General features: G+C 72.1%; 17 protein-coding genes. 7 read left to right on the top strand and 10 right to left on the bottom strand.

What is annotated here, in order from left to right; translation table 11 throughout:
- Positions 1-8: 8 nt before the first annotated feature.
- From ACFWXC_RS29590 to ACFWXC_RS29580, 3 genes are all read right to left on the bottom strand, one after another.
- Positions 9-548 carry a DinB family protein gene (locus ACFWXC_RS29590; protein ID WP_384483336.1) on the bottom strand — a complete coding sequence of 180 codons (540 nt, stop codon included), beginning with the start codon at positions 546-548 and terminating at the stop codon, positions 9-11.
- 111 nt (positions 549-659) lie between these two features.
- Entirely contained in the window at positions 660-2,120 is a 1,461-nt protein-coding gene (locus ACFWXC_RS29585; protein WP_384483335.1) for an aldehyde dehydrogenase family protein, read from the bottom strand.
- Positions 2,121-2,286: 166 nt separating this feature from the next.
- Positions 2,287-3,111: a helix-turn-helix domain-containing protein gene (locus tag ACFWXC_RS29580; RefSeq protein ID WP_384483397.1), complete on the bottom strand. Its 825-nt coding sequence runs from the start codon at positions 3,109-3,111 to the stop codon at positions 2,287-2,289.
- 333 nt (positions 3,112-3,444) lie between these two features.
- Here ACFWXC_RS29580 and ACFWXC_RS29575 point away from each other — a divergent pair, with 333 nt between their 5' ends.
- The gene (locus ACFWXC_RS29575) at positions 3,445-3,945 is read left to right on the top strand and encodes an ATP-binding protein (protein WP_384483334.1); all 501 of its coding nucleotides are present in this window, start codon (positions 3,445-3,447) and stop codon (positions 3,943-3,945) included.
- Between the two features lie 90 nt (positions 3,946-4,035).
- Here ACFWXC_RS29575 and ACFWXC_RS29570 read toward each other — a convergent pair whose 3' ends face one another.
- The 5 genes from ACFWXC_RS29570 to rpmG form a co-directional block, all read right to left on the bottom strand.
- Entirely contained in the window at positions 4,036-4,254 is a 219-nt protein-coding gene (locus ACFWXC_RS29570; RefSeq protein ID WP_052270045.1) for a DUF397 domain-containing protein, read from the bottom strand.
- A 104-nt stretch (positions 4,255-4,358) separates the two neighbouring features.
- Positions 4,359-4,901, bottom strand: a complete 543-nt coding sequence (locus ACFWXC_RS29565; protein ID WP_384483333.1) for an SRPBCC domain-containing protein — start codon at positions 4,899-4,901, stop codon at positions 4,359-4,361.
- Between the two features lie 86 nt (positions 4,902-4,987).
- Positions 4,988-6,199 (bottom strand): CobW family GTP-binding protein, encoded by a 1,212-nt coding sequence (locus ACFWXC_RS29560; RefSeq protein ID WP_384483332.1) that lies wholly within the window; start codon positions 6,197-6,199, stop codon positions 4,988-4,990.
- The gene (locus ACFWXC_RS29555; protein ID WP_351747185.1) at positions 6,199-6,450 is read right to left on the bottom strand and encodes a type B 50S ribosomal protein L31; all 252 of its coding nucleotides are present in this window, start codon (positions 6,448-6,450) and stop codon (positions 6,199-6,201) included. The genes ACFWXC_RS29560 and ACFWXC_RS29555 overlap by 1 nt, the downstream gene beginning before the upstream one ends.
- A 9-nt stretch (positions 6,451-6,459) precedes the next feature.
- Positions 6,460-6,624 (bottom strand): 50S ribosomal protein L33, encoded by a 165-nt coding sequence (rpmG, locus tag ACFWXC_RS29550; RefSeq protein WP_351712082.1) that lies wholly within the window; start codon positions 6,622-6,624, stop codon positions 6,460-6,462.
- Between the two features lie 65 nt (positions 6,625-6,689).
- On the opposite strand from rpmG, the gene rpmB reads away from it, so the two are divergent.
- The 4 genes from rpmB (at position 6,690) to ACFWXC_RS29530 (ending at position 8,673) form a co-directional block, all read left to right on the top strand.
- Positions 6,690-6,926 carry a 50S ribosomal protein L28 gene (gene rpmB / locus ACFWXC_RS29545; RefSeq protein WP_384483331.1) on the top strand — a complete coding sequence of 79 codons (237 nt, stop codon included), beginning with the start codon at positions 6,690-6,692 and terminating at the stop codon, positions 6,924-6,926.
- Positions 6,927-6,944: 18 nt separating this feature from the next.
- On the top strand, positions 6,945-7,250 hold the full coding sequence (rpsN, locus tag ACFWXC_RS29540) for a 30S ribosomal protein S14 (RefSeq protein WP_384483330.1): 306 nt from the start codon (positions 6,945-6,947) through the stop codon (positions 7,248-7,250).
- A gap of 253 nt (positions 7,251-7,503) precedes the next feature.
- Positions 7,504-7,986, top strand: a complete 483-nt coding sequence (locus ACFWXC_RS29535; protein ID WP_384483329.1) for a hypothetical protein — start codon at positions 7,504-7,506, stop codon at positions 7,984-7,986.
- Positions 7,987-8,157: 171 nt separating this feature from the next.
- Entirely contained in the window at positions 8,158-8,673 is a 516-nt protein-coding gene (locus ACFWXC_RS29530; protein WP_384483328.1) for a DUF4232 domain-containing protein, read from the top strand.
- Positions 8,674-8,821: 148 nt separating this feature from the next.
- Here the strand turns inward: ACFWXC_RS29530 and ACFWXC_RS29525 are convergent, their stop codons facing one another.
- On the bottom strand, positions 8,822-9,952 hold the full coding sequence (locus tag ACFWXC_RS29525; RefSeq protein ID WP_384483327.1) for a DUF2786 domain-containing protein: 1,131 nt from the start codon (positions 9,950-9,952) through the stop codon (positions 8,822-8,824).
- A gap of 197 nt (positions 9,953-10,149) precedes the next feature.
- On the opposite strand from ACFWXC_RS29525, the gene ACFWXC_RS29520 reads away from it, so the two are divergent.
- Positions 10,150-10,956 (top strand): Clp protease N-terminal domain-containing protein, encoded by an 807-nt coding sequence (locus ACFWXC_RS29520; protein ID WP_384483326.1) that lies wholly within the window; start codon positions 10,150-10,152, stop codon positions 10,954-10,956.
- Positions 10,957-11,035: 79 nt separating this feature from the next.
- Positions 11,036-12,724, top strand: a complete 1,689-nt coding sequence (locus tag ACFWXC_RS29515) for a bifunctional 3'-5' exonuclease/DNA polymerase (RefSeq protein ID WP_384483325.1) — start codon at positions 11,036-11,038, stop codon at positions 12,722-12,724.
- On the opposite strand, the gene ACFWXC_RS29510 is transcribed toward ACFWXC_RS29515, so the two are convergent.
- On the bottom strand, positions 12,725-15,922 hold the full coding sequence (locus ACFWXC_RS29510) for a BTAD domain-containing putative transcriptional regulator (RefSeq protein WP_384483324.1): 3,198 nt from the start codon (positions 15,920-15,922) through the stop codon (positions 12,725-12,727).
- Positions 15,923-15,955 lie beyond the last annotated feature (33 nt).

Raw genomic sequence — 15,955 nt, 5'->3', positions numbered from 1 at the left:
AGGAACGGCTAGGAGGCCTGCTCCAGGGCCACGAGTTCGAACGCCGTCTTCCCGTCCAGGGACTCGCGGACGATGTCGGCGTGGCCCGCGTGCCGGGCCAGTTCGCGGATCAGGTGGAGGCAGACCCAGCGCATGGAGACCCGGCCCTCCGGCGGGAACCAGGGCTGCGGCGGGAGCGGGAAGGTGTCGTCGAGGCTGGGGACGGAGCGGATGAACTTCTCCGTCCCGGCGGCGACCTCCTCCCAGTAGGCGAGCTGCGAGGCCACCGTCTCGTCGCCGACCAGCTGAAAGGTCTCGTGCCAGTTCGACTGGTCACGCTCGATCGCCGGCGGCTCCTGCTTGGCGCGGGCGATCCAGCTCTGCTCGACCTCGGCGACATGCTTGAGCAGGCCCGCCAGGGTCAGCTCGCTGGCGCTCGGCCTGCTCGCCGCCTGCTCGTCGGTCAGACCGAGCAGCGCCCGGCGGATGCCGCCGCGCTGCTCCTCGATGAAGGAGAGCAGTGCTCCGCGCTCGTCGCCCTGTGCTTCGGCGGAAACGTGAGTGACCATGACCGGCAGCCTTTCCTCGGATTGTGTTGCCCTGACACCGACGAAGCTACGGGCCCTTTAGGACAGATCGCGTCCTAAAGGGCCCGTCGCGGCCGAACTCGTCGGAAGGGGCTAGAACGGGAAGCCGCTCCGGCCGTGCTGGACCGAGATCCACTTCAGGGTGGTGAAGGAGTCCACGGTGGTCTCGCCGTTGAGGCGGCCGAGGCCGGAGTGCTTCTCGCCGCCGAAGGGGACGACCGGCTCGTCGTGGACGGTGCCGTCGTTGACGTGGAACATGCCGGTGTCGATCCGCTTGGCGAAGGACACGCCCCGCTCGATGTCACCGGTGTGGACCGCGCCGCTGAGGCCGTACGGGGTGTCGTTGACGAGGCGTACGGCCTCCTCCTCGCCGTCGAACGGGATGAGGAAGGCGACCGGGCCGAAGACCTCCTGCCGGAGCAGGTCGGAGTCGGCCGGGACGTCGGTGAGGACCGAGGGCTCGACCAGGTTGTCGGTGGTCGTGCCGTGCACCAGGGCGGTGGCGCCCTCGGCGATGGCCTGCTCGACCGTGGCCGAGATCGACTCCGCCTGCTGGGAGTTGATCAGCGGGCCGATGACGGTCGCCGGGTCGCTCGGGTCGCCGGCCTTGAGCGTCTTCACCTTGGCGACGAACTTCTCGGTGAACTCGTCGGCGATCGAGCGGTCGACGAGCACGCGGTTGGCGGCCATGCAGACCTGGCCCTGGTGGACGTACCGGCTGAAGACCGCCGCGTCGACCGCGTAGTCGACGTCGGCGTCGTCGAGGACCACGATCGCGCTGTTGCCGCCCAGTTCGAGCACCGAGCGCTTGAAGAGCGAGGCGCAGACGGTGGCCACGTGCCGGCCGACCTTGTCGGAGCCGGTGAAGGAGATGACCTTGGGGATCGGGTGCTCGATGAAGGCGTCGCCGATCTCCGCGATGTCGGTGACGACGACGTTGAGCAGGCCGCCCGGCAGGCCCGCGTCCTCGAAGAGCTTCGCGACCAGGGTGCCGCCGACGATCGGGGTGTTCTGGTGCGGCTTGAGGACCACGGCGTTGCCGAGCGCGAGCGCCGGGGCGACCGACTTGATCGACAGCAGGAAGGGGAAGTTGAAGGGGCTGATCACGCCCACGACACCGACCGGCACGCGGTAGACGCGGTTCTCCTTGCCGTCCACCGGGGAGGGCAAGATCCTGCCCTCGGGGCGCAGCGCCCACTGGATCGACTCGCGCAGGAACTCCTTGGCGAGGTGCAGCTCGAAGGCGGCCTTCAGACGGGTGCCGCCCAGTTCGGCGATGATCGCCTCGGTGATCTCCGCCTCGCGCTCCTCGATGAGGCGCAGCGCCTTCTCGAAGACGGCACGGCGGGCGTAGGGATTGGTGGCGGCCCACTGCTTCTGGGCGCGCGCGGCGGCCTGGTAGGCCTGATCTATCTCCTCGACCGCGGCTATGGTGATCGACGCGAGCTTCTCCCCGTCGTACGGGTTGAAGTCGATGATGTCCCAGGAACCGGTCCCCGGACGCCACTCACCGTCAATGTACTGCTGGGCCAGGTCGGTGAAATAGGACGACATGTGATCCCTCGATCCCCTGCTGCGTCGGCAGTCGATGCAGACACCCGATCCACATCCACATCACGGTCTGATCACGCGTCATCGTACTTGCGTGACAGGGGAGTTGGGACACCAGTTCGCGATCTCCCGGCGGGGTCGAGGGTAATCCCCCGGTGCGTCGATATATCTACGACAGCTGGAGCAGCCCGCGCAGCAGGTCCCGGCTCTCGTCCGGTCCGGGGCTGTCCTGCTGGAGTTCCTTGAGCGCCTGCTCGTACTGGGCGACGTCCTCGCGCTTGTCGAGGTAGAGGGCGCTGGTGAGCTGCTCCAGGTAGACCACGTCGGACAGGTCGGACTCCGGGAAGCCCAGGATCGTGAAGGAGCCGCCCTCGCCGGAGTGGCCGCCGAAGCTGAACGGCATGATCTGCAGCCGTACGTTGGACCGCTCGGAGATCTCGACGAGATGCTGGAGCTGCCCCCGCATCACCTCGCGGCTGCCGTACGGCCGGCGCAGGGCGGCCTCGTCGAGGACGATATGGAAGTCGGGGGCGTTTTCGGCCACCAGGTACTTCTGCCGCTCCATGCGCAGGGTGACCCGGCGCTCGACATCCTCCTCACTGGCCCCCTTCATGCCGCGCCGCACCACGGCGCGCGCGTACTCCTCGGTCTGGAGGAGGCCGTGCACGAACTGCACCTCGTACGCGCGGATCAGATGGGCCGCGCCCTCCAGGCCGACATAGGTGGGGAACCAGCTCGGCAGGACGTCCGAGTAACTGTGCCACCAGCCCGCCACGTTGGCCTCCCGGGCGAGGGAGACGAGCTGTTCGCGCTCGGCCTCGTCGGTGATGCCGTACAGCGTCAGCAGGTCTTCCACGTCCCTCGTCTTGAAGCTCACCCGGCCCAGCTCCATACGGCTGATCTTCGATTCGGAGGCACGGATCGAGTACCCCGCGGCCTCGCGGGTGATGCCCCGGGCCTCACGCAGCCGCCTGAGTTGCGAGCCGAGCAGCATTCGCCGCACCACCGATCCGGGCTCTCCCGCGCTCACGTTCGCCAGCCTCCCCAACCGTCTTCAGGGCCCGCAGTCTGCCACTAAAACACTCCGAGCAGTACTCGCCCGGTTACGGAAACGGAAAGCGGCCAAAGTTTAAGCACAGGAAGTTGCAAGCAGGTAGTGAGCCATCGGCTGCAAGTTGGCGGAAAAAATGGCCAACAAGCGGTACGGGAGGGTCCAATTCGGTCGCGTGCACGTGCATCTGCCCTTGCATCTGCTGTGCGCATCCGAAACCATGGTCCCGCGCCACCGCTGCATCGCAACGACCGCGAATTCCCGGGAGTGCCTCGCATGGGGACGAATGGATCGACCATGCTCAAGCCATTACGGCAGGGCCTTCCGCCGCTTGATCCCGCGGCCGTGTCCAACGCCGCCTCCTGCGCCCTGCCGGCCCGCTACGAAGCGGTGCGCGAGGCCCGGCTGTTCACCCGGAGAACGCTCGACCAGTGGGACGTCGGCGAGCGCTTCGACGACGTCTGCCTCGTCGTGTCGGAGCTCGTCACCAACGCCCTGCGGCACGCGATGCCCGGTGAGTCCGAGCATCCCGTCGCGCATCAGGCGCCTGCCGTGCGGCTGCACCTGATGCGGTGGACCGAGCGGCTGGTGTGCGCGGTGCGCGACCCGAGCCACGACACTCCTGCCCCCGGAGACTCCGACGACTTCTCGGCGGAGTCCGGCCGCGGGCTGTTCCTGGTCGACTCCTTCAGCGACAGCTGGGGCTGGCACCCGCTGGCGGGCACCCTCAGCGGCAAGGTCGTGTGGGCCCTGTTCCGGCTGCAGCCCGCCGAATAGGAAACCCGGCGTCTTAGGACGCCGGGTTTCTACGCGCGTTACCGTGCGTTCTATGGCGAATGCGCCGGGTTTCTCCTGGCGCGCCCGGCCTCAGCTCACTATCAGGTGATCGAACTCGCCGTCCTTGACGCCGAGGAGCATCGCCTCGATCTCCGCGCGGGTGTAGACGAGCGCGGGCCCGTCCGGGAACCGCGAGTTGCGGACCGCCACGTCACCGCCCGGCAACCGCGCGAACTCGACGCAGGAACCCTGCGAGTTGCTGTGCCTGCTCTTCTGCCAGGCCACTCCGTCCAGCTGCGTCGCAGCCATGCCGTTGTACACGTCAAACCCCCCGTACACGCCGTCAACGTCGAGGTTCACAGGTCGCTCCCCGGTGGTGCACTAACTGGCTGATGTGGCCATTGATGCTGTGGTCAACTGACCCGGATCATAACCCCGTTCACGTGCAGATGCATGAGCAGATGCACGTGCACGCGGGGTGTTCCTCCGGTTACAGCTTTGACGCCCGCTTTACCCAAGCTGCTCCAGCGTCTGCCCCGGAGCTGCACGGACATGCGACCGCCGGCCCCGTCCATGATCTTGCGCGCCACCATCTGCGCCGGGTCGTCCGGATCGAACCCCTCATGTACTAGGAAGAGACGCGTACCGCGGCCCTGGTGTTCCAACGTCCATGTGATGGTCCAGTGAGCGAGACCGGCCGGATCGGGATCGGACCACTGGACGGACGGCATCCACTCCGGGTCGCGGGCGAGAACCCGCACGTCGACGACGCCCGGGACGGCGGCGCCGGGGCGCGGGACGGCGGCGCCGGGGCGCGGGACCGAGGCCGCCCGGTACCGGTGACCGACCTCGAGACGGACGTTCACGGCCTCCTGCATCTGCCGCTGCACGAGCGGATCGGGCTCCGTGAGGGCGCGCCAGACCTTCGCGGGCGGATACGGAAGGAACCGGTCCACACGGATAGTAGGTCACGCCCGCCCGGTTCAGCGGGTTGGGCCGGTTCTTCGCCGGCTGACGGTCGGTCGTGCGGGGCGTGGCGGGGTCAGACCTCCAGGAGGGTGTCGAAGGCGGGCGGCAGCCGTTTCCAGGCGGCGCGCCCGCCGGCGTACTCGGCGTCGGTCAGCAGGCAGGACTCCAGCAGCCGTTCGAGCCCGTCGCGGTCGAGACCGGGGGACGTGAAGACGAGGTGCTGGCAGCAGTCGCCGTGCTCCGGGTGCCAGTCCAGCGCGGCGGCGGCCCGGCGCACCGGCGGAACCAGCTCCCAGGCCGCGTCCGGGAGGGTGGCGAGCCAGGGCCCCGCGCTCTCCACGCAGAGGGCGCCGCCCGCCGCGTCCCAGTGCAACAGCACGTCGGGCTTCTCGGCGAGCCAGAACCGGCCCCGGCTGCGGGCCGCCGCACAGGTCAGGTCCTCCAGGGCCGCGTACAGCCGCTCGGGATGGAAGGGGCGCCTGCGGTGCCAGACCAGGGTGGTGACACCGTAGCCGTCGGCCTCGGCGGGCAGCAGGGCGCAGGCCGGGTGCTGGGCGGCGGCGGCCGCCTCCACGTCGAAGCCGGCGAGAGCGGCCCGGGCCAGCGGGGTGTCCGGCCCGGGGCCCGCCGAGTCCCCCGGGTGGCCGCCCGGCAGGAGGACTCGGCGGGCTGTCGGGGGGCCGCCCGGGAGGGGGACGCGCCGGGCTGTGGGGTGGAGCTGCGCGAGCAGCTCGCGGTCCTCGTCGTCGGCCTCCGGGGAGTCGACGACGGCGAGGACGGGGGCGTACTCCAGCTGCCGGGCGAAGGTGTCGGCGACCGTGCGCCGGTCGGTGGCGGCCGCGGCCAGGCCGATGTCGGCGAGGTCGTCGCCGTTGCCGAGGTACGGCAGCAGCAGCGCCGGGTCGACGGCGGTGATCACACCGGTGACCGTGAGCCCGCCCGCGACGATCGCCTCGGCCATCGCCTTGGGCTCGACGGAGTCCCACAGCTCGACGACCGCGAGCCGGTTGACGCCGTCGGCGGCGAGCCGGCGCAGCTCGGGCACCAGGTCCTCGCGCAGGGCACAGCAGGCGCAGTCGTCGACCAGGGGCGTCTCTCCCATGGACAGCGGGCCGGTGGCGTCCCGGACGGTGCGTACGACCATGCCCTCGGCGGCTGTCGAGAGGTCGTGGTGGACGACGACCGCGCCGGGGACGTCGGCGAGCAGCCGGGCGACCGCCTGCCTGCGGGCGTCGGCATGCAGCCCGCCGACGATCACGACGGGGAGCGGGGAGGCGGGGAGCATCAGCCCTGCCGCCTTCCGTACCGCCGCTCGAAGCGCTCCACGCGCCCGGCGGTGTCCAGGACGCGGGCGGTGCCGGTGTAGAAGGGGTGGCTGACGTTCGAGATCTCGACGTCGACCACCGGGTAGGTCCGGCCGTCCTCCCACTCGATCGTCTTCTCGCTCGTCATCGTCGAGCTGGTGAGGAAGGCGTGGTTCGCGGCGCGGTCACGGAACACGACCGGGCCGTAGGCGGGGTGGATTCCCTTGCGCATGACGGCGGTTCAGCGCTCCTCTCGGAAATCGACGTGCCGGCCGGCGGCCGGGTCGAACTTGCGCAGGGTCATACGGTCCGGGTCGTTCCGGCGGTTCTTGCGGGTCACGTAGGTGTAGCCGGTCCCTGCGGTGGACCGGAGCCTGATGACCGGACGGAGTTCGTTGCGTGCCATGGCTGCTACATTACTGAAAATGAATCCCATTAACACTAATCCACAGGACTGAGAGGTACGTCACCATGTCCGCGCACTGCATGCTGACCGGCGCCCGGCCCGGCTTCGGCAACCGGATCTCACACTCCCACCGGCGGACCTCCCGCCGCTTCGACCCCAACATCCAGACCAGGCGCTACTGGCTGCCGGGCGAGAACCGGCACGTACGGCTCCGGCTGAGCGCCCGTGCCGTGAAGACGGTCGACACGATCGGCGTGACGGCGGCCGTGGCACGCATCCGCGCGCGGGGCGTGAAGGTCTGACGGGGGCGAGGCACCGATATGGCGAAGAAGAGCAAGATCGCGAAGAACGAGCGGCGGCAGGAGATCGTCGCCCGCCACGCCGCCCGCCGGGCCGAGCTGAAGGAGATCCTCCGGCGGCCGGGCGGCACCGCGGCCGAGCGGCTCGCCGCCCAGCGTGAGCTGCGCGGGCAGCCGCGCGACGCGAGCGCCACGCGTGTACGCAACCGCGACCAGGTGGACGGCCGCCCGCGCGGCTACTTCCGTGCTTTCGGTCTGTCCCGCGTGAATCTGCGGGAGCAGGCTCACAGCGGATACCTACCTGGCGTCCGCAAGTCCTCCTGGTGACTGCTGGTAGCTTGCCGCTGTCGTTCGGGCGAACGGGCGGCCGACCCCCCTAGAGCTTGGGAGCGTTGCGGTGACCACGGCTATGGCGAGTACGGCTACGACGCACACGGAGACGGCTGCGGCTTCCGCTGCGACTGCTGCTGCGGCGCACACGGAGACGGCTGCCGCCGGGGCCTCGGCCGCGGCGCGTGGCGCATCGGCTGCGGCGGCCGCACCGGCCGTACGGTCTCCCGCGCGGCCGACCGCGCGGACCGTGGCCGCCACCGCGGCGGCGCTGGTGGGCGCGCTTGCGCTGGCCGCGTGCAGCAGCGGCGGCGACTCGGGCAGTTCCGGCGGCTCCGGCGACTCCTCGGCCACCTCGTCGGGCACGTCCGCGGCCGCGACCGCCACATCCGGATCGGACGACGCCACGGCCTCGTCCGACGCACTGCAGGGCAGTTGGATCACCACGAGCGGCGGCAAGATCGTCGCCCTGGTGATCACCGGCAAGCAGGCCGGGCTCTTCGAGACCGGCGGGTCCGTGTGCAGCGGAACCGCCGGCGAGGAGGCCGGGATGCGGATGATCCACCTCACCTGCACGGGCGGCAGCAAGGACCGCGTCACCGGAATGGTCGACTCGGTCAGCAAGAGCGGCATGAAGGTCACCTGGTCCGGAAAATCCGGCGAGGAGACCTACACCAAGGCGGAGGGCGGCAAGCTCCCGTCCGGGCTGCCGACGGCAAGCCTCGGACAGTAGGGTAATAGGGGCAATCGGGGCGTATTCGGCGGCTGAGGCGTACTTTCACCGGCCCGCGCCGACCGGTGAAAGGACGGCGCGAAGCGGTCGAGGGCGGGGGCGGGCGCGCAGCACCCCGGCGGGGGCGTGATGATGCTGGGACACCGCCACGACCTCGATGGGGATCTGCTCATGCGCGCCATTCCGCTCACCGTCACAGCCCTCGCCGCCGCCCTCGCCCTGACCGCCTGCGACGACGGCAACGCCGGCACCAGCGGCAAGAACAGCACGGCCTGCGAGGTGGGCAAGGTCTCCGTCCAGGTCGGCTCCGCGAGCGTCGCGCCGGCCGCGGGGGACACCGGCGAGGTGCCGGTGAGCATCACCAACCAGAGCGCGCCGTGCACGCTGGACGGCTTCGCCGGCGTCACGCTCAAGGCAGGCGGCACCTCGGCGACGCTGGCCACCCTGTCGGGCGCGAAGTCCGAGAAGCTCAAGCTCGCCAAGGGCGACTCCGCGACGTTCTCGATCAGCTATGTGCGCGGCAAGGACGGCGACAAGGCGAGCCTCGCGGCCACGTCGGTGACGGTGTCCCTGCCGGGGAGCGACGCGACGGAGAGCTTCCCCTGGAAGTACGGGCCGGTGGCGGGCAAGACCTCCGCGGACAAGCCGAACGCGACGGTGGGGGCGTTCCAGCAGGCGGGGGACTGATTCCGGGCGGCCGGAGCGGGTCGGTCTGGCCGGGTCGGGCCGGCCGGTCGGACCGGGTCGGGGCGGTCGGAGCGGGTCGGACCGGGTCGGGCCGGGTCGCGCGTTGGGCCGGGTCGTGCGTCGGGCCGGGCCGCACCGCGCGTCGGGTCTAGGGCAGTTGGGAGCGTGAGTGGACCTGGGCCCGGTCCGCCGCTCTCGTGCCCTCCGTCCAGCCCGCCTCGTCGGTCACCCCGCGCAGGCGGGTCGTGGTGGTCTCCGGGAACATCCGCTCCATGCGGTCGGTCACGGCCATCTCCCTGGTGGCCAGGACCGGCAGCAGGTCCTGGGGTGCCTCGGCCTCGGTGACGGCCGCCCGCGCGGCGGCCGCCAGCCGGTCACCGACCCGGTGGGCGTACGCCGCCAGGAAGGACTGCCGGAAGGTCTTCGTCCGCTTCCGGCCGCCCGCCCGCTGCGCCGCCTCCGCCTGCGTCATCGCGTGCGTGGCCTGCACCAGCAGTGAGGTGTAGAGCAGCTCGACCGCCTCCAGGTCCGCCTCGAAGCCGACGACCGTGGAGAAGGCCAGCGGCTCGTTCCACACCGACCGGCAGTGGTTGGCCGTGGCGACCGCGTCCAGCAGCACCGCCTTGGCCTGCTCGTACGGCGGCTCGACCCCGATCCGGCAGGCTCCGGGTGCATCCGGCGCGGGCGCCCCCGCCGCGAGCAGCGCCTCGTCGACGCTGTGCCGGGCCATCAGCTCCTGCGCCTTGGCGCTGAGCGCCTCCGCCTCCTCCGGGAAGCCGGTCGCCTCGGCCTTGGCGAGCAGCGCCCGGATCCGGGTGAGCATGCGGGACTCCGGCCGGTGCGTGTCCGCGCGGGGCCCGGACTCGTCGAGGGGCTCCAGGGCGGGCAGCCGCAGCAGCAGCCGGTACAGCTCCAGGACGGCGGTGGCGTGCGAGAAACGGTCGCCCACGCGTGCGTGGCCGTCCGGCAGCGCGTCCAGCTGCGCCTGCCAGCGGGGGCCGCGCCGCCGGTCGTCCGGCGCCTGCGCCCGGATCAACCCGGCGGCCAGCCGGACGTGCGGGTCGTCCAACTCGCGCCGCACCAGTCGTACGACGTCGGCGGGCTGCCAGCCGCGCCGCCAGGCAGCCGCGACGAACTCCCGGCCCCGGCGCGTGAGTTCCGCGTCCGCGCCGGTATCGGCCGCGAGGAGGGACGCGCCCGTGTCGAGGCCGGAGTCGGTGCCGTCGTACAGGGCGCTCTGGAAGGCTCGGTCGACGGTGGTGGGCTGGCTGCTGGTCACATGTCGATCGTGCCACGCGCCACCGACAACACCGGGCGGTCGTCCACACCCTGTGGACAACTGTCCGACAGTCCGCCACCCCGGGCCCCGGAATCCGCCGCCACGCGCGCGTGGCGGTGCACAGCGCGGCCGTCACCATGAATCAGAACTGTCAACCGAAGGTTGACAACCTCAGGGTGTCAACTTACGGTTGACACATGGCGACCAACCCGAACATCACGGCATCCGTACGCCTCGACGACCTCATCGCGGCGATCAAGACGGTTCACCCCGAACCCCTCGACCAGCTCCAGGACGCGGTGATCGCCGCCGATCACCTGGGCGACGTGGCCGACCATCTGATCGGCCACTTCGTCGACCAGGCCCGGCGCTCGGGCGCTTCCTGGACCGAGATCGGCAAGAGCATGGGCGTGACCCGGCAGGCGGCCCAGAAACGCTTCGTGCCCAAGGAGTCGGCCGACCTCGACCCCAGCCAGGGCTTCAGCCGCTACACCCCGCGCGCGAAGAACGTGGTCATGGCGGCCCACAACGAGGCGATCGCGGCGCGCAACCCCGAGGGCCGCCCCGAGCACCTGGTCCTCGGCCTTCTCTCCGAGCCGGACGGCATCGCGGCGAAGGCGATCACCGCGCAGGGGGTCCTGCTGGACACCGTGCGCCAGGCGGCGACGGCCGCGCTCCCGCCGGCCGCCGATAACGTCCCCGACCTCGTCCCCTACGGCCCGGAGGCCAAGAAGGCCCTCGAACTCACCTTCCGCGAGGCCCTGCGCCTCGGCCACAACTACATCGGGACCGAGCACCTGCTGCTGGCCCTCCTGGAACACGAGAACGGCGAGGGCGTCCTCAGCGGCCTCGGCATCACCAAGCCGGCCACCGAGGCGTACATCGCCAAGGTGCTGGGACTGCTGCTGGAACAGAAGAACGCGGCGGCGGAGGCCGCGGGCGCAGCGGCGGCGACGGCGGGCGGGCCGGAGGAGGACGAGGCGAAGGAGGGCGGGGCGGGCTGAAAGGTCCGCTGAAAGGTCCGCCGAGACGCTGAATCCCCAGGTCAGGACCATTGTCAGTGCCGGGTGCCACACTCGCAGCATGACCGACCGGTGGGCTCTCGCTCCGGCCGAGGACGGTGGCGTGGACGTCGCCCCCCTCGGTCCGGACGGGCTGCCCGCCGGGCCGGTGCGGCGGGAGTCCGATCTCGCCGGGGCGGTCAGGGGCCGCCCGGAGGTCACGCGCTGGGTGTGGCGGTCGACCGCCGAGGTCTACCCGCGTCTGCTCGCCACGGGGGTGCGAGTAGAGCGGTGCTACGACATCGAGGACGCCGAAACCCTCCTGCTGGGCCACGAGGGACGGTCCGGTGAGCCGCACTCGGCCGCCGCCGCCCTGGCCCGCCTCCGCGGCGGCCCCGTACCGCCCGATCCACCACAGCGCTCGGCCGAACCGGGCGCGCAGTCCCCGCTGTTCGAGCCGCAGGGCACCGCCCGCCTGACGCTCGACGAACTCCTCGCGGTCTACGCCGAGCAGCAGCGCCGCCACGACCGGGCCGAACACCCGGACCGGATGCGGCTGCTGACGGCAGCGGAGTCGGCGGGGATGCTGATCGCCGCCGAGATGAACCGCGCGGGCCTGCCCTGGAGCGCCGAGGTCCACCGCGAGGTGCTGCGCGAACTGCTCGGCGAGCGGTACGCGGGCGGCGGTGAGCCCCGCCGGCTGGCCGAGCTGGCGGACGAGGTGTCGGCCGCGTTCGGCAGGCGGGTGCGCCCGGATCTGCCCGCCGATGTGATCAAGGCCTTCGCCCAGGCCGGGATCAAGGTGAAGTCCACCCGCCGCTGGGAGCTCTCCGGCATCGACCACCCGGCGGTGGAACCGCTCCTCGAATACAAGAAGCTGTACCGGATCTGGGTGGCGCACGGCTGGACCTGGCTCCAGGACTGGGTGCGCGACGGCCGGTTCCGGCCCGAGTTCCATGCGGGCGGCACGGTCACCGGACGCTGGGTGACCAACGGCGGGGGCGCGCTGCAGATCCCCAAGGTGATCCGGCGGGCCGCGGTCGCCGACTCCGGCTGGCGGCTGGTGGTCGCCGATGCCGACCAGATGGAGCCGCGGGTGCTCGCGGCGATCTCTCGCGACCCCGGGCTGATGGAGGTCGCGGGGCGGGAGACCGACCTCTACCAGTCCGTCTCCGACCGCGCCTTCTCCGGCGACCGCGGACAGGCCAAGCTCGCCGTCCTGGGCGCGGTCTACGGCCAGACCTCCGGCGACGGTCTGAAGAACCTGGCCGCGCTCAGACGACGTTTCCCCCGGGCGGTGGCCTACGTCGACGACGCGGCGCGGGCCGGCGAGGAGGGCCGGCTGGTGCGGACCTGGCTGGGCCGGACCTGTCCGCCGGCGGCCGGTGCGGGCGACGGCACGGAGGAGGCGGGCATGCCCCAGCAGGAAGCGGAGGAACCTGCGCCCGACGGCTGGGTACCGGGCTACGCATCCACCAACTCCCGTGCCAGAGGCCGCTTCGCCCGCAACTTCGTCGTCCAGGGCAGCGCCGCCGACTGGGCTCTGCTGATGCTCGCGGCGCTGCGCCGGACCTGTGCGGACCTGGCGGCCGAGCTGGTCTTCTTCCAGCACGACGAGGTGATCGTGCACTGTCCCGAGGAGGAGACCGGGGCGGTCGTGGCGGCGATCCGGGAGGCGGCCGACCTGGCGGGACGGCTGACGTTCGGGGAGACGCCGGTCCGCTTCCTCTTCACGACGGCGGTGGTGGAGTGTTATGCCGACGCGAAGTGATCAGTCACCGGCCGCCAGCAGCTCGCGCAGCTCCACCAGGACGGCGGGCTCGTCGGTGCCGTCCAGGGCGGCCAGGGCAGCGCGCCAGACGTCGTACGCCTCGCTCGTGCGCCCCTGCTCGCGCAGGAGCAGACCGAGCTGGTGGCGGGCGAGACCGCCGGTGTAGCGGTCGGCGCGGGCGTCGGCGCGGTGCAGGAGTTCGGCGCACTCGTGGTGGGCGCGGTCGGTGCGGCCGAGCTCGCGCAGGGCACGGACCAGACCGAGCCGGGTCTGGGACTCGCCGTGCCAGTCGCCGTGGCGGCCGAGGATGCGCAGGCTCTCCTCGAAGTGCGTGGCGGCGGCCGCCGGTTCGCCGAGGGCGAGATGGGCGTAGCCGATGTTGCAGTGCGCGGAGTGCTGCACGATGACGGCGCCGATGGCGTCCCCGATCGCCAGTGAACGCCGGTGCTGCTCGATGGCGGCACGGGGGTCGGTGTGCTCGTAGAGGTTGCCGAGGTGGCTGTGGGTGACGGCCTCGCCGTAGGGGTCGTTCAGCTGCCGGGAGTACTCCAGGCTCTGCCGCAGCGCCTCGCCCGACTCGTCGTACCGTCCGAGCCCCTCGAGCAGCAGCCCCCGGTTGTTCAGGCAGCGCCGGATCCAGGACGCCACGTCCAGCCGCCGCCAGACGGCGAGGGCCTGGTCGGTCAGGGCGAGGGCCTCCCGCTGGCGGCCGGTCAGGAAGTGCAGCCCGGCGAGGTCGCCCAGGGCGTAGGCCTCGGCGGGCTCGTCGCCCAGGCGCCGGGCGGCGGCCAGACCGGCCGTGCCGAGCACCTCCATCTCGTCGACCCGGCCGCTGCGCAGGACATAGGGGAAGAACAGCCGGACGAGCGTGGAGAGGTGGGCGCTGATCCGCGGGTCGGCGGTGTCGGCGTACCGCTCCACCAGGGCGACGATGTTCTCCAGCTCCAGATCGCCCCAGGCGAAGGCATGCTCGGCACACTCGAAGGGGGGCAAGGCAGCGGTGTACGGCTGGTGTTCGGCGGGCTGGGCGGCGGTGGGCCGGAGCCGGTCGCCCTGTTCGAGGCCGGGTTCGAGGATGGCGACGAGGGCGAGTTCGGCGACGGCGGCGTACCAGCGCAGGGCGGTGAGTGCGGCCTCGGTGCGGTCGGTCCGGCCGGTCCCCTCGGCCAGCTCCCGTGCGAAGTCCCGTACCAGGTCGTGCGGGGTGTAGCGGCCGTAGGCGGTCTCCTCCAGGAGGGCCACGTCGACCAGCCGGTCCAGGGCGGCCTCGGCGCGGCGTGCGTCGGTGCCGGTGAGGCGGGCGATCAGGAGTGCGCCGTAGGTGGGCAGGTCGAGGGCGCCGATGTGGCGCAGGACGAGGGCGGCGTCGCGGTCGGGTGCCCGGTCGGAGGCGGCCAGGGCGTCATGGGCGACGGCGAGGGAGCGCCGGACGCTCAGGTCGTCGTATTCGAGGTGCTGCAACCTGCCCTCGGTGGCGGCGAGTTGTCCGGCCAGCACCTCGGGGGTGAGGGCGCGGCGGGCGGCCAGCCGGGCGGCGACCACCCGCAGGGCGAGCGGCAGCCGGCCGGTGAGGCCGACGAGCGGGTGACCGGCGTCGATCTCGTCCCGCCCGCTGACCGTGCGCAGCAGGGCCGCGCTGTCCTCGCCGGTCAGCGGTCCGAGCGGAAACCGGCGGACGCCGTCGAGCGCGGTGAGCGGCGAACGGCTGGTGACGATCACCGCGCAGCCGGGGCCGCCGGGGAGCAGCGGCCGCACCTGGGCGGCGTTCGCCGCGTCGTCGAACAGCAGCAGGGTGCGGGTCGGCGCGAGCAGCGAGCGCAGCAACGCGGCGGCCGCGTCCGGATGTTCGGCGATGTGCCGGGGGTCGGCGCCAAGGTCCCGCAACAGCGCGGCGAGCGCCTGGGCGGGGGCGAGCGGGGGTACGCCGGGGGTGGCGCCGTGCAGGTTGACGTAGAGCTGGCCGTCAGGAAACCGTTCCCGCAGCTGATGGGCGACATGCAGCGCGAGGGCGCTCTTGCCGACTCCGGCCATACCGCTGACGACGGCGACGGCCGGGGCGGGCGCGGTGGTGAGGGCACCGCCCAGTTCTTCACGGACGGCGGTGCGTCCGGTGAAGTAGGCCGGAGGCGGGGGAAGTTGAGCGGGCCGGGGCGCCGGGGAGTCGCCGCGCGTAGAACCGGGACCGGCGGGCTGCTCGTCGTCCGAGCCGTACCTCGCCACGGCGTCAGCGCCCTCGTCTGCCACCCGACGGTTCGCCGACCCGCCCCTCAGGGGCGCGGGGAACTGCGCGACCGGCCCCGACGCCCCCGCACCACCTGCACGCACCCCCTTGTCCGGCCCACCCGCGCCCGACACCCCTTCGTCGCCCACCGCCGCGCCCGACCCGCCCCCGTCGGTCACATCCCGGTACGGCCCGCTCTCCCCCGCCCCGCCACTCCCCCGCAGCACCTCCACATGAGCCTCGCGTACCGCCGCCCCCGGCTCGACGCCGAGTTCCTCGATCAGGCGGTTGCGCAGGTCACGGTGGACGGCGAGGGCCTCGGCCTGGCGGCCGGTGCGGTGCAGGGCGAGCATCAGCTGGCGGTGGTAGGCCTCACGGAGCGGGTACTCCGCGACCAGCGCCGCCAACTCGGGTACGACGCCGCCCAGTCGCGGCCCGCCGAGGGCGAGCTCCGCGTCGTAGCGCCACTCCAGCAGGAGCAGCCGGGCCTCCTCCAGGCGCTGCACGAAGGCGTAGCCGCCGAAGTCGGCAGGGAGGCCGCAGAGCGGGCTGCCGCGCCAGAGCGCGAGGGCGTCGGCGCACGCGCTGAGCACCGGCGCCCACTCCCGGCGCCCGTGCGCGGCGCGCGCCTGCGCCACCCGCATGCCGAACACGTCGACGTCCAGCTCACCGTCGTCGACGCGCAGCAAATACCCGGGGGGTACGGCCCGCAGCCGCTCCGGGTCGTCGAGGAGCCGGCGCAGTCGGGTGACGTGGTTGTGCAGCGAGGCCTGCGCGGACACCGGGGGCGCCCCGCCCCACAGCGCGTCCTTGACCGACTCGACGGAGACGACCCGCCCGGCGTCCAGGAGCAGCGCGGCGAGCAGTGCGCGCATCTTCGGACTGCCGATGGGCCGGACTTCGCCGCCGGGGAGATACAGCACCGGAGGTCCCAGCAGTCCGAACCGCAGCTCGTACCGCCGCATCACTCCGCCCATCGCCTTCCCGCACGGTCATGACCGACCGCGCCG

The organism is Streptomyces sp. NPDC058683, assembly GCF_042716195.1.
In the GTDB taxonomy this organism is placed as follows: Bacteria; Actinomycetota; Actinomycetes; order Streptomycetales; family Streptomycetaceae; genus Streptomyces.
This window is presented reverse-complemented; position numbering and strand designations above follow the sequence as displayed.

Coding starts and splice junctions, on each gene's coding strand:
- ACFWXC_RS29590 (WP_384483336.1), bottom strand. CDS start 548: ATGGTCACTCACGTTTCCGCCGAAGCACAGGGCGACGAGCGCGGAGCA.
- rpmG (WP_351712082.1), bottom strand. CDS start 6,624: ATGGCACGCAACGAACTCCGTCCGGTCATCAGGCTCCGGTCCACCGCA.
- ACFWXC_RS29570 (WP_052270045.1), bottom strand. CDS start 4,254: ATGGCTGCGACGCAGCTGGACGGAGTGGCCTGGCAGAAGAGCAGGCAC.
- ACFWXC_RS29515 (WP_384483325.1), top strand. CDS start 11,036: ATGACCGACCGGTGGGCTCTCGCTCCGGCCGAGGACGGTGGCGTGGAC.
- ACFWXC_RS29555 (WP_351747185.1), bottom strand. CDS start 6,450: ATGCGCAAGGGAATCCACCCCGCCTACGGCCCGGTCGTGTTCCGTGAC.
- ACFWXC_RS29510 (WP_384483324.1), bottom strand. CDS start 15,922: ATGGGCGGAGTGATGCGGCGGTACGAGCTGCGGTTCGGACTGCTGGGA.
- rpmB (WP_384483331.1), top strand. CDS start 6,690: ATGTCCGCGCACTGCATGCTGACCGGCGCCCGGCCCGGCTTCGGCAAC.
- rpsN (WP_384483330.1), top strand. CDS start 6,945: ATGGCGAAGAAGAGCAAGATCGCGAAGAACGAGCGGCGGCAGGAGATC.
- ACFWXC_RS29560 (WP_384483332.1), bottom strand. CDS start 6,199: ATGCTCCCCGCCTCCCCGCTCCCCGTCGTGATCGTCGGCGGGCTGCAT.
- ACFWXC_RS29580 (WP_384483397.1), bottom strand. CDS start 3,111: ATGCTGCTCGGCTCGCAACTCAGGCGGCTGCGTGAGGCCCGGGGCATC.
- ACFWXC_RS29575 (WP_384483334.1), top strand. CDS start 3,445: ATGGGGACGAATGGATCGACCATGCTCAAGCCATTACGGCAGGGCCTT.
- ACFWXC_RS29585 (WP_384483335.1), bottom strand. CDS start 2,120: ATGTCGTCCTATTTCACCGACCTGGCCCAGCAGTACATTGACGGTGAG.
- ACFWXC_RS29520 (WP_384483326.1), top strand. CDS start 10,150: ATGGCGACCAACCCGAACATCACGGCATCCGTACGCCTCGACGACCTC.
- ACFWXC_RS29530 (WP_384483328.1), top strand. CDS start 8,158: ATGCGCGCCATTCCGCTCACCGTCACAGCCCTCGCCGCCGCCCTCGCC.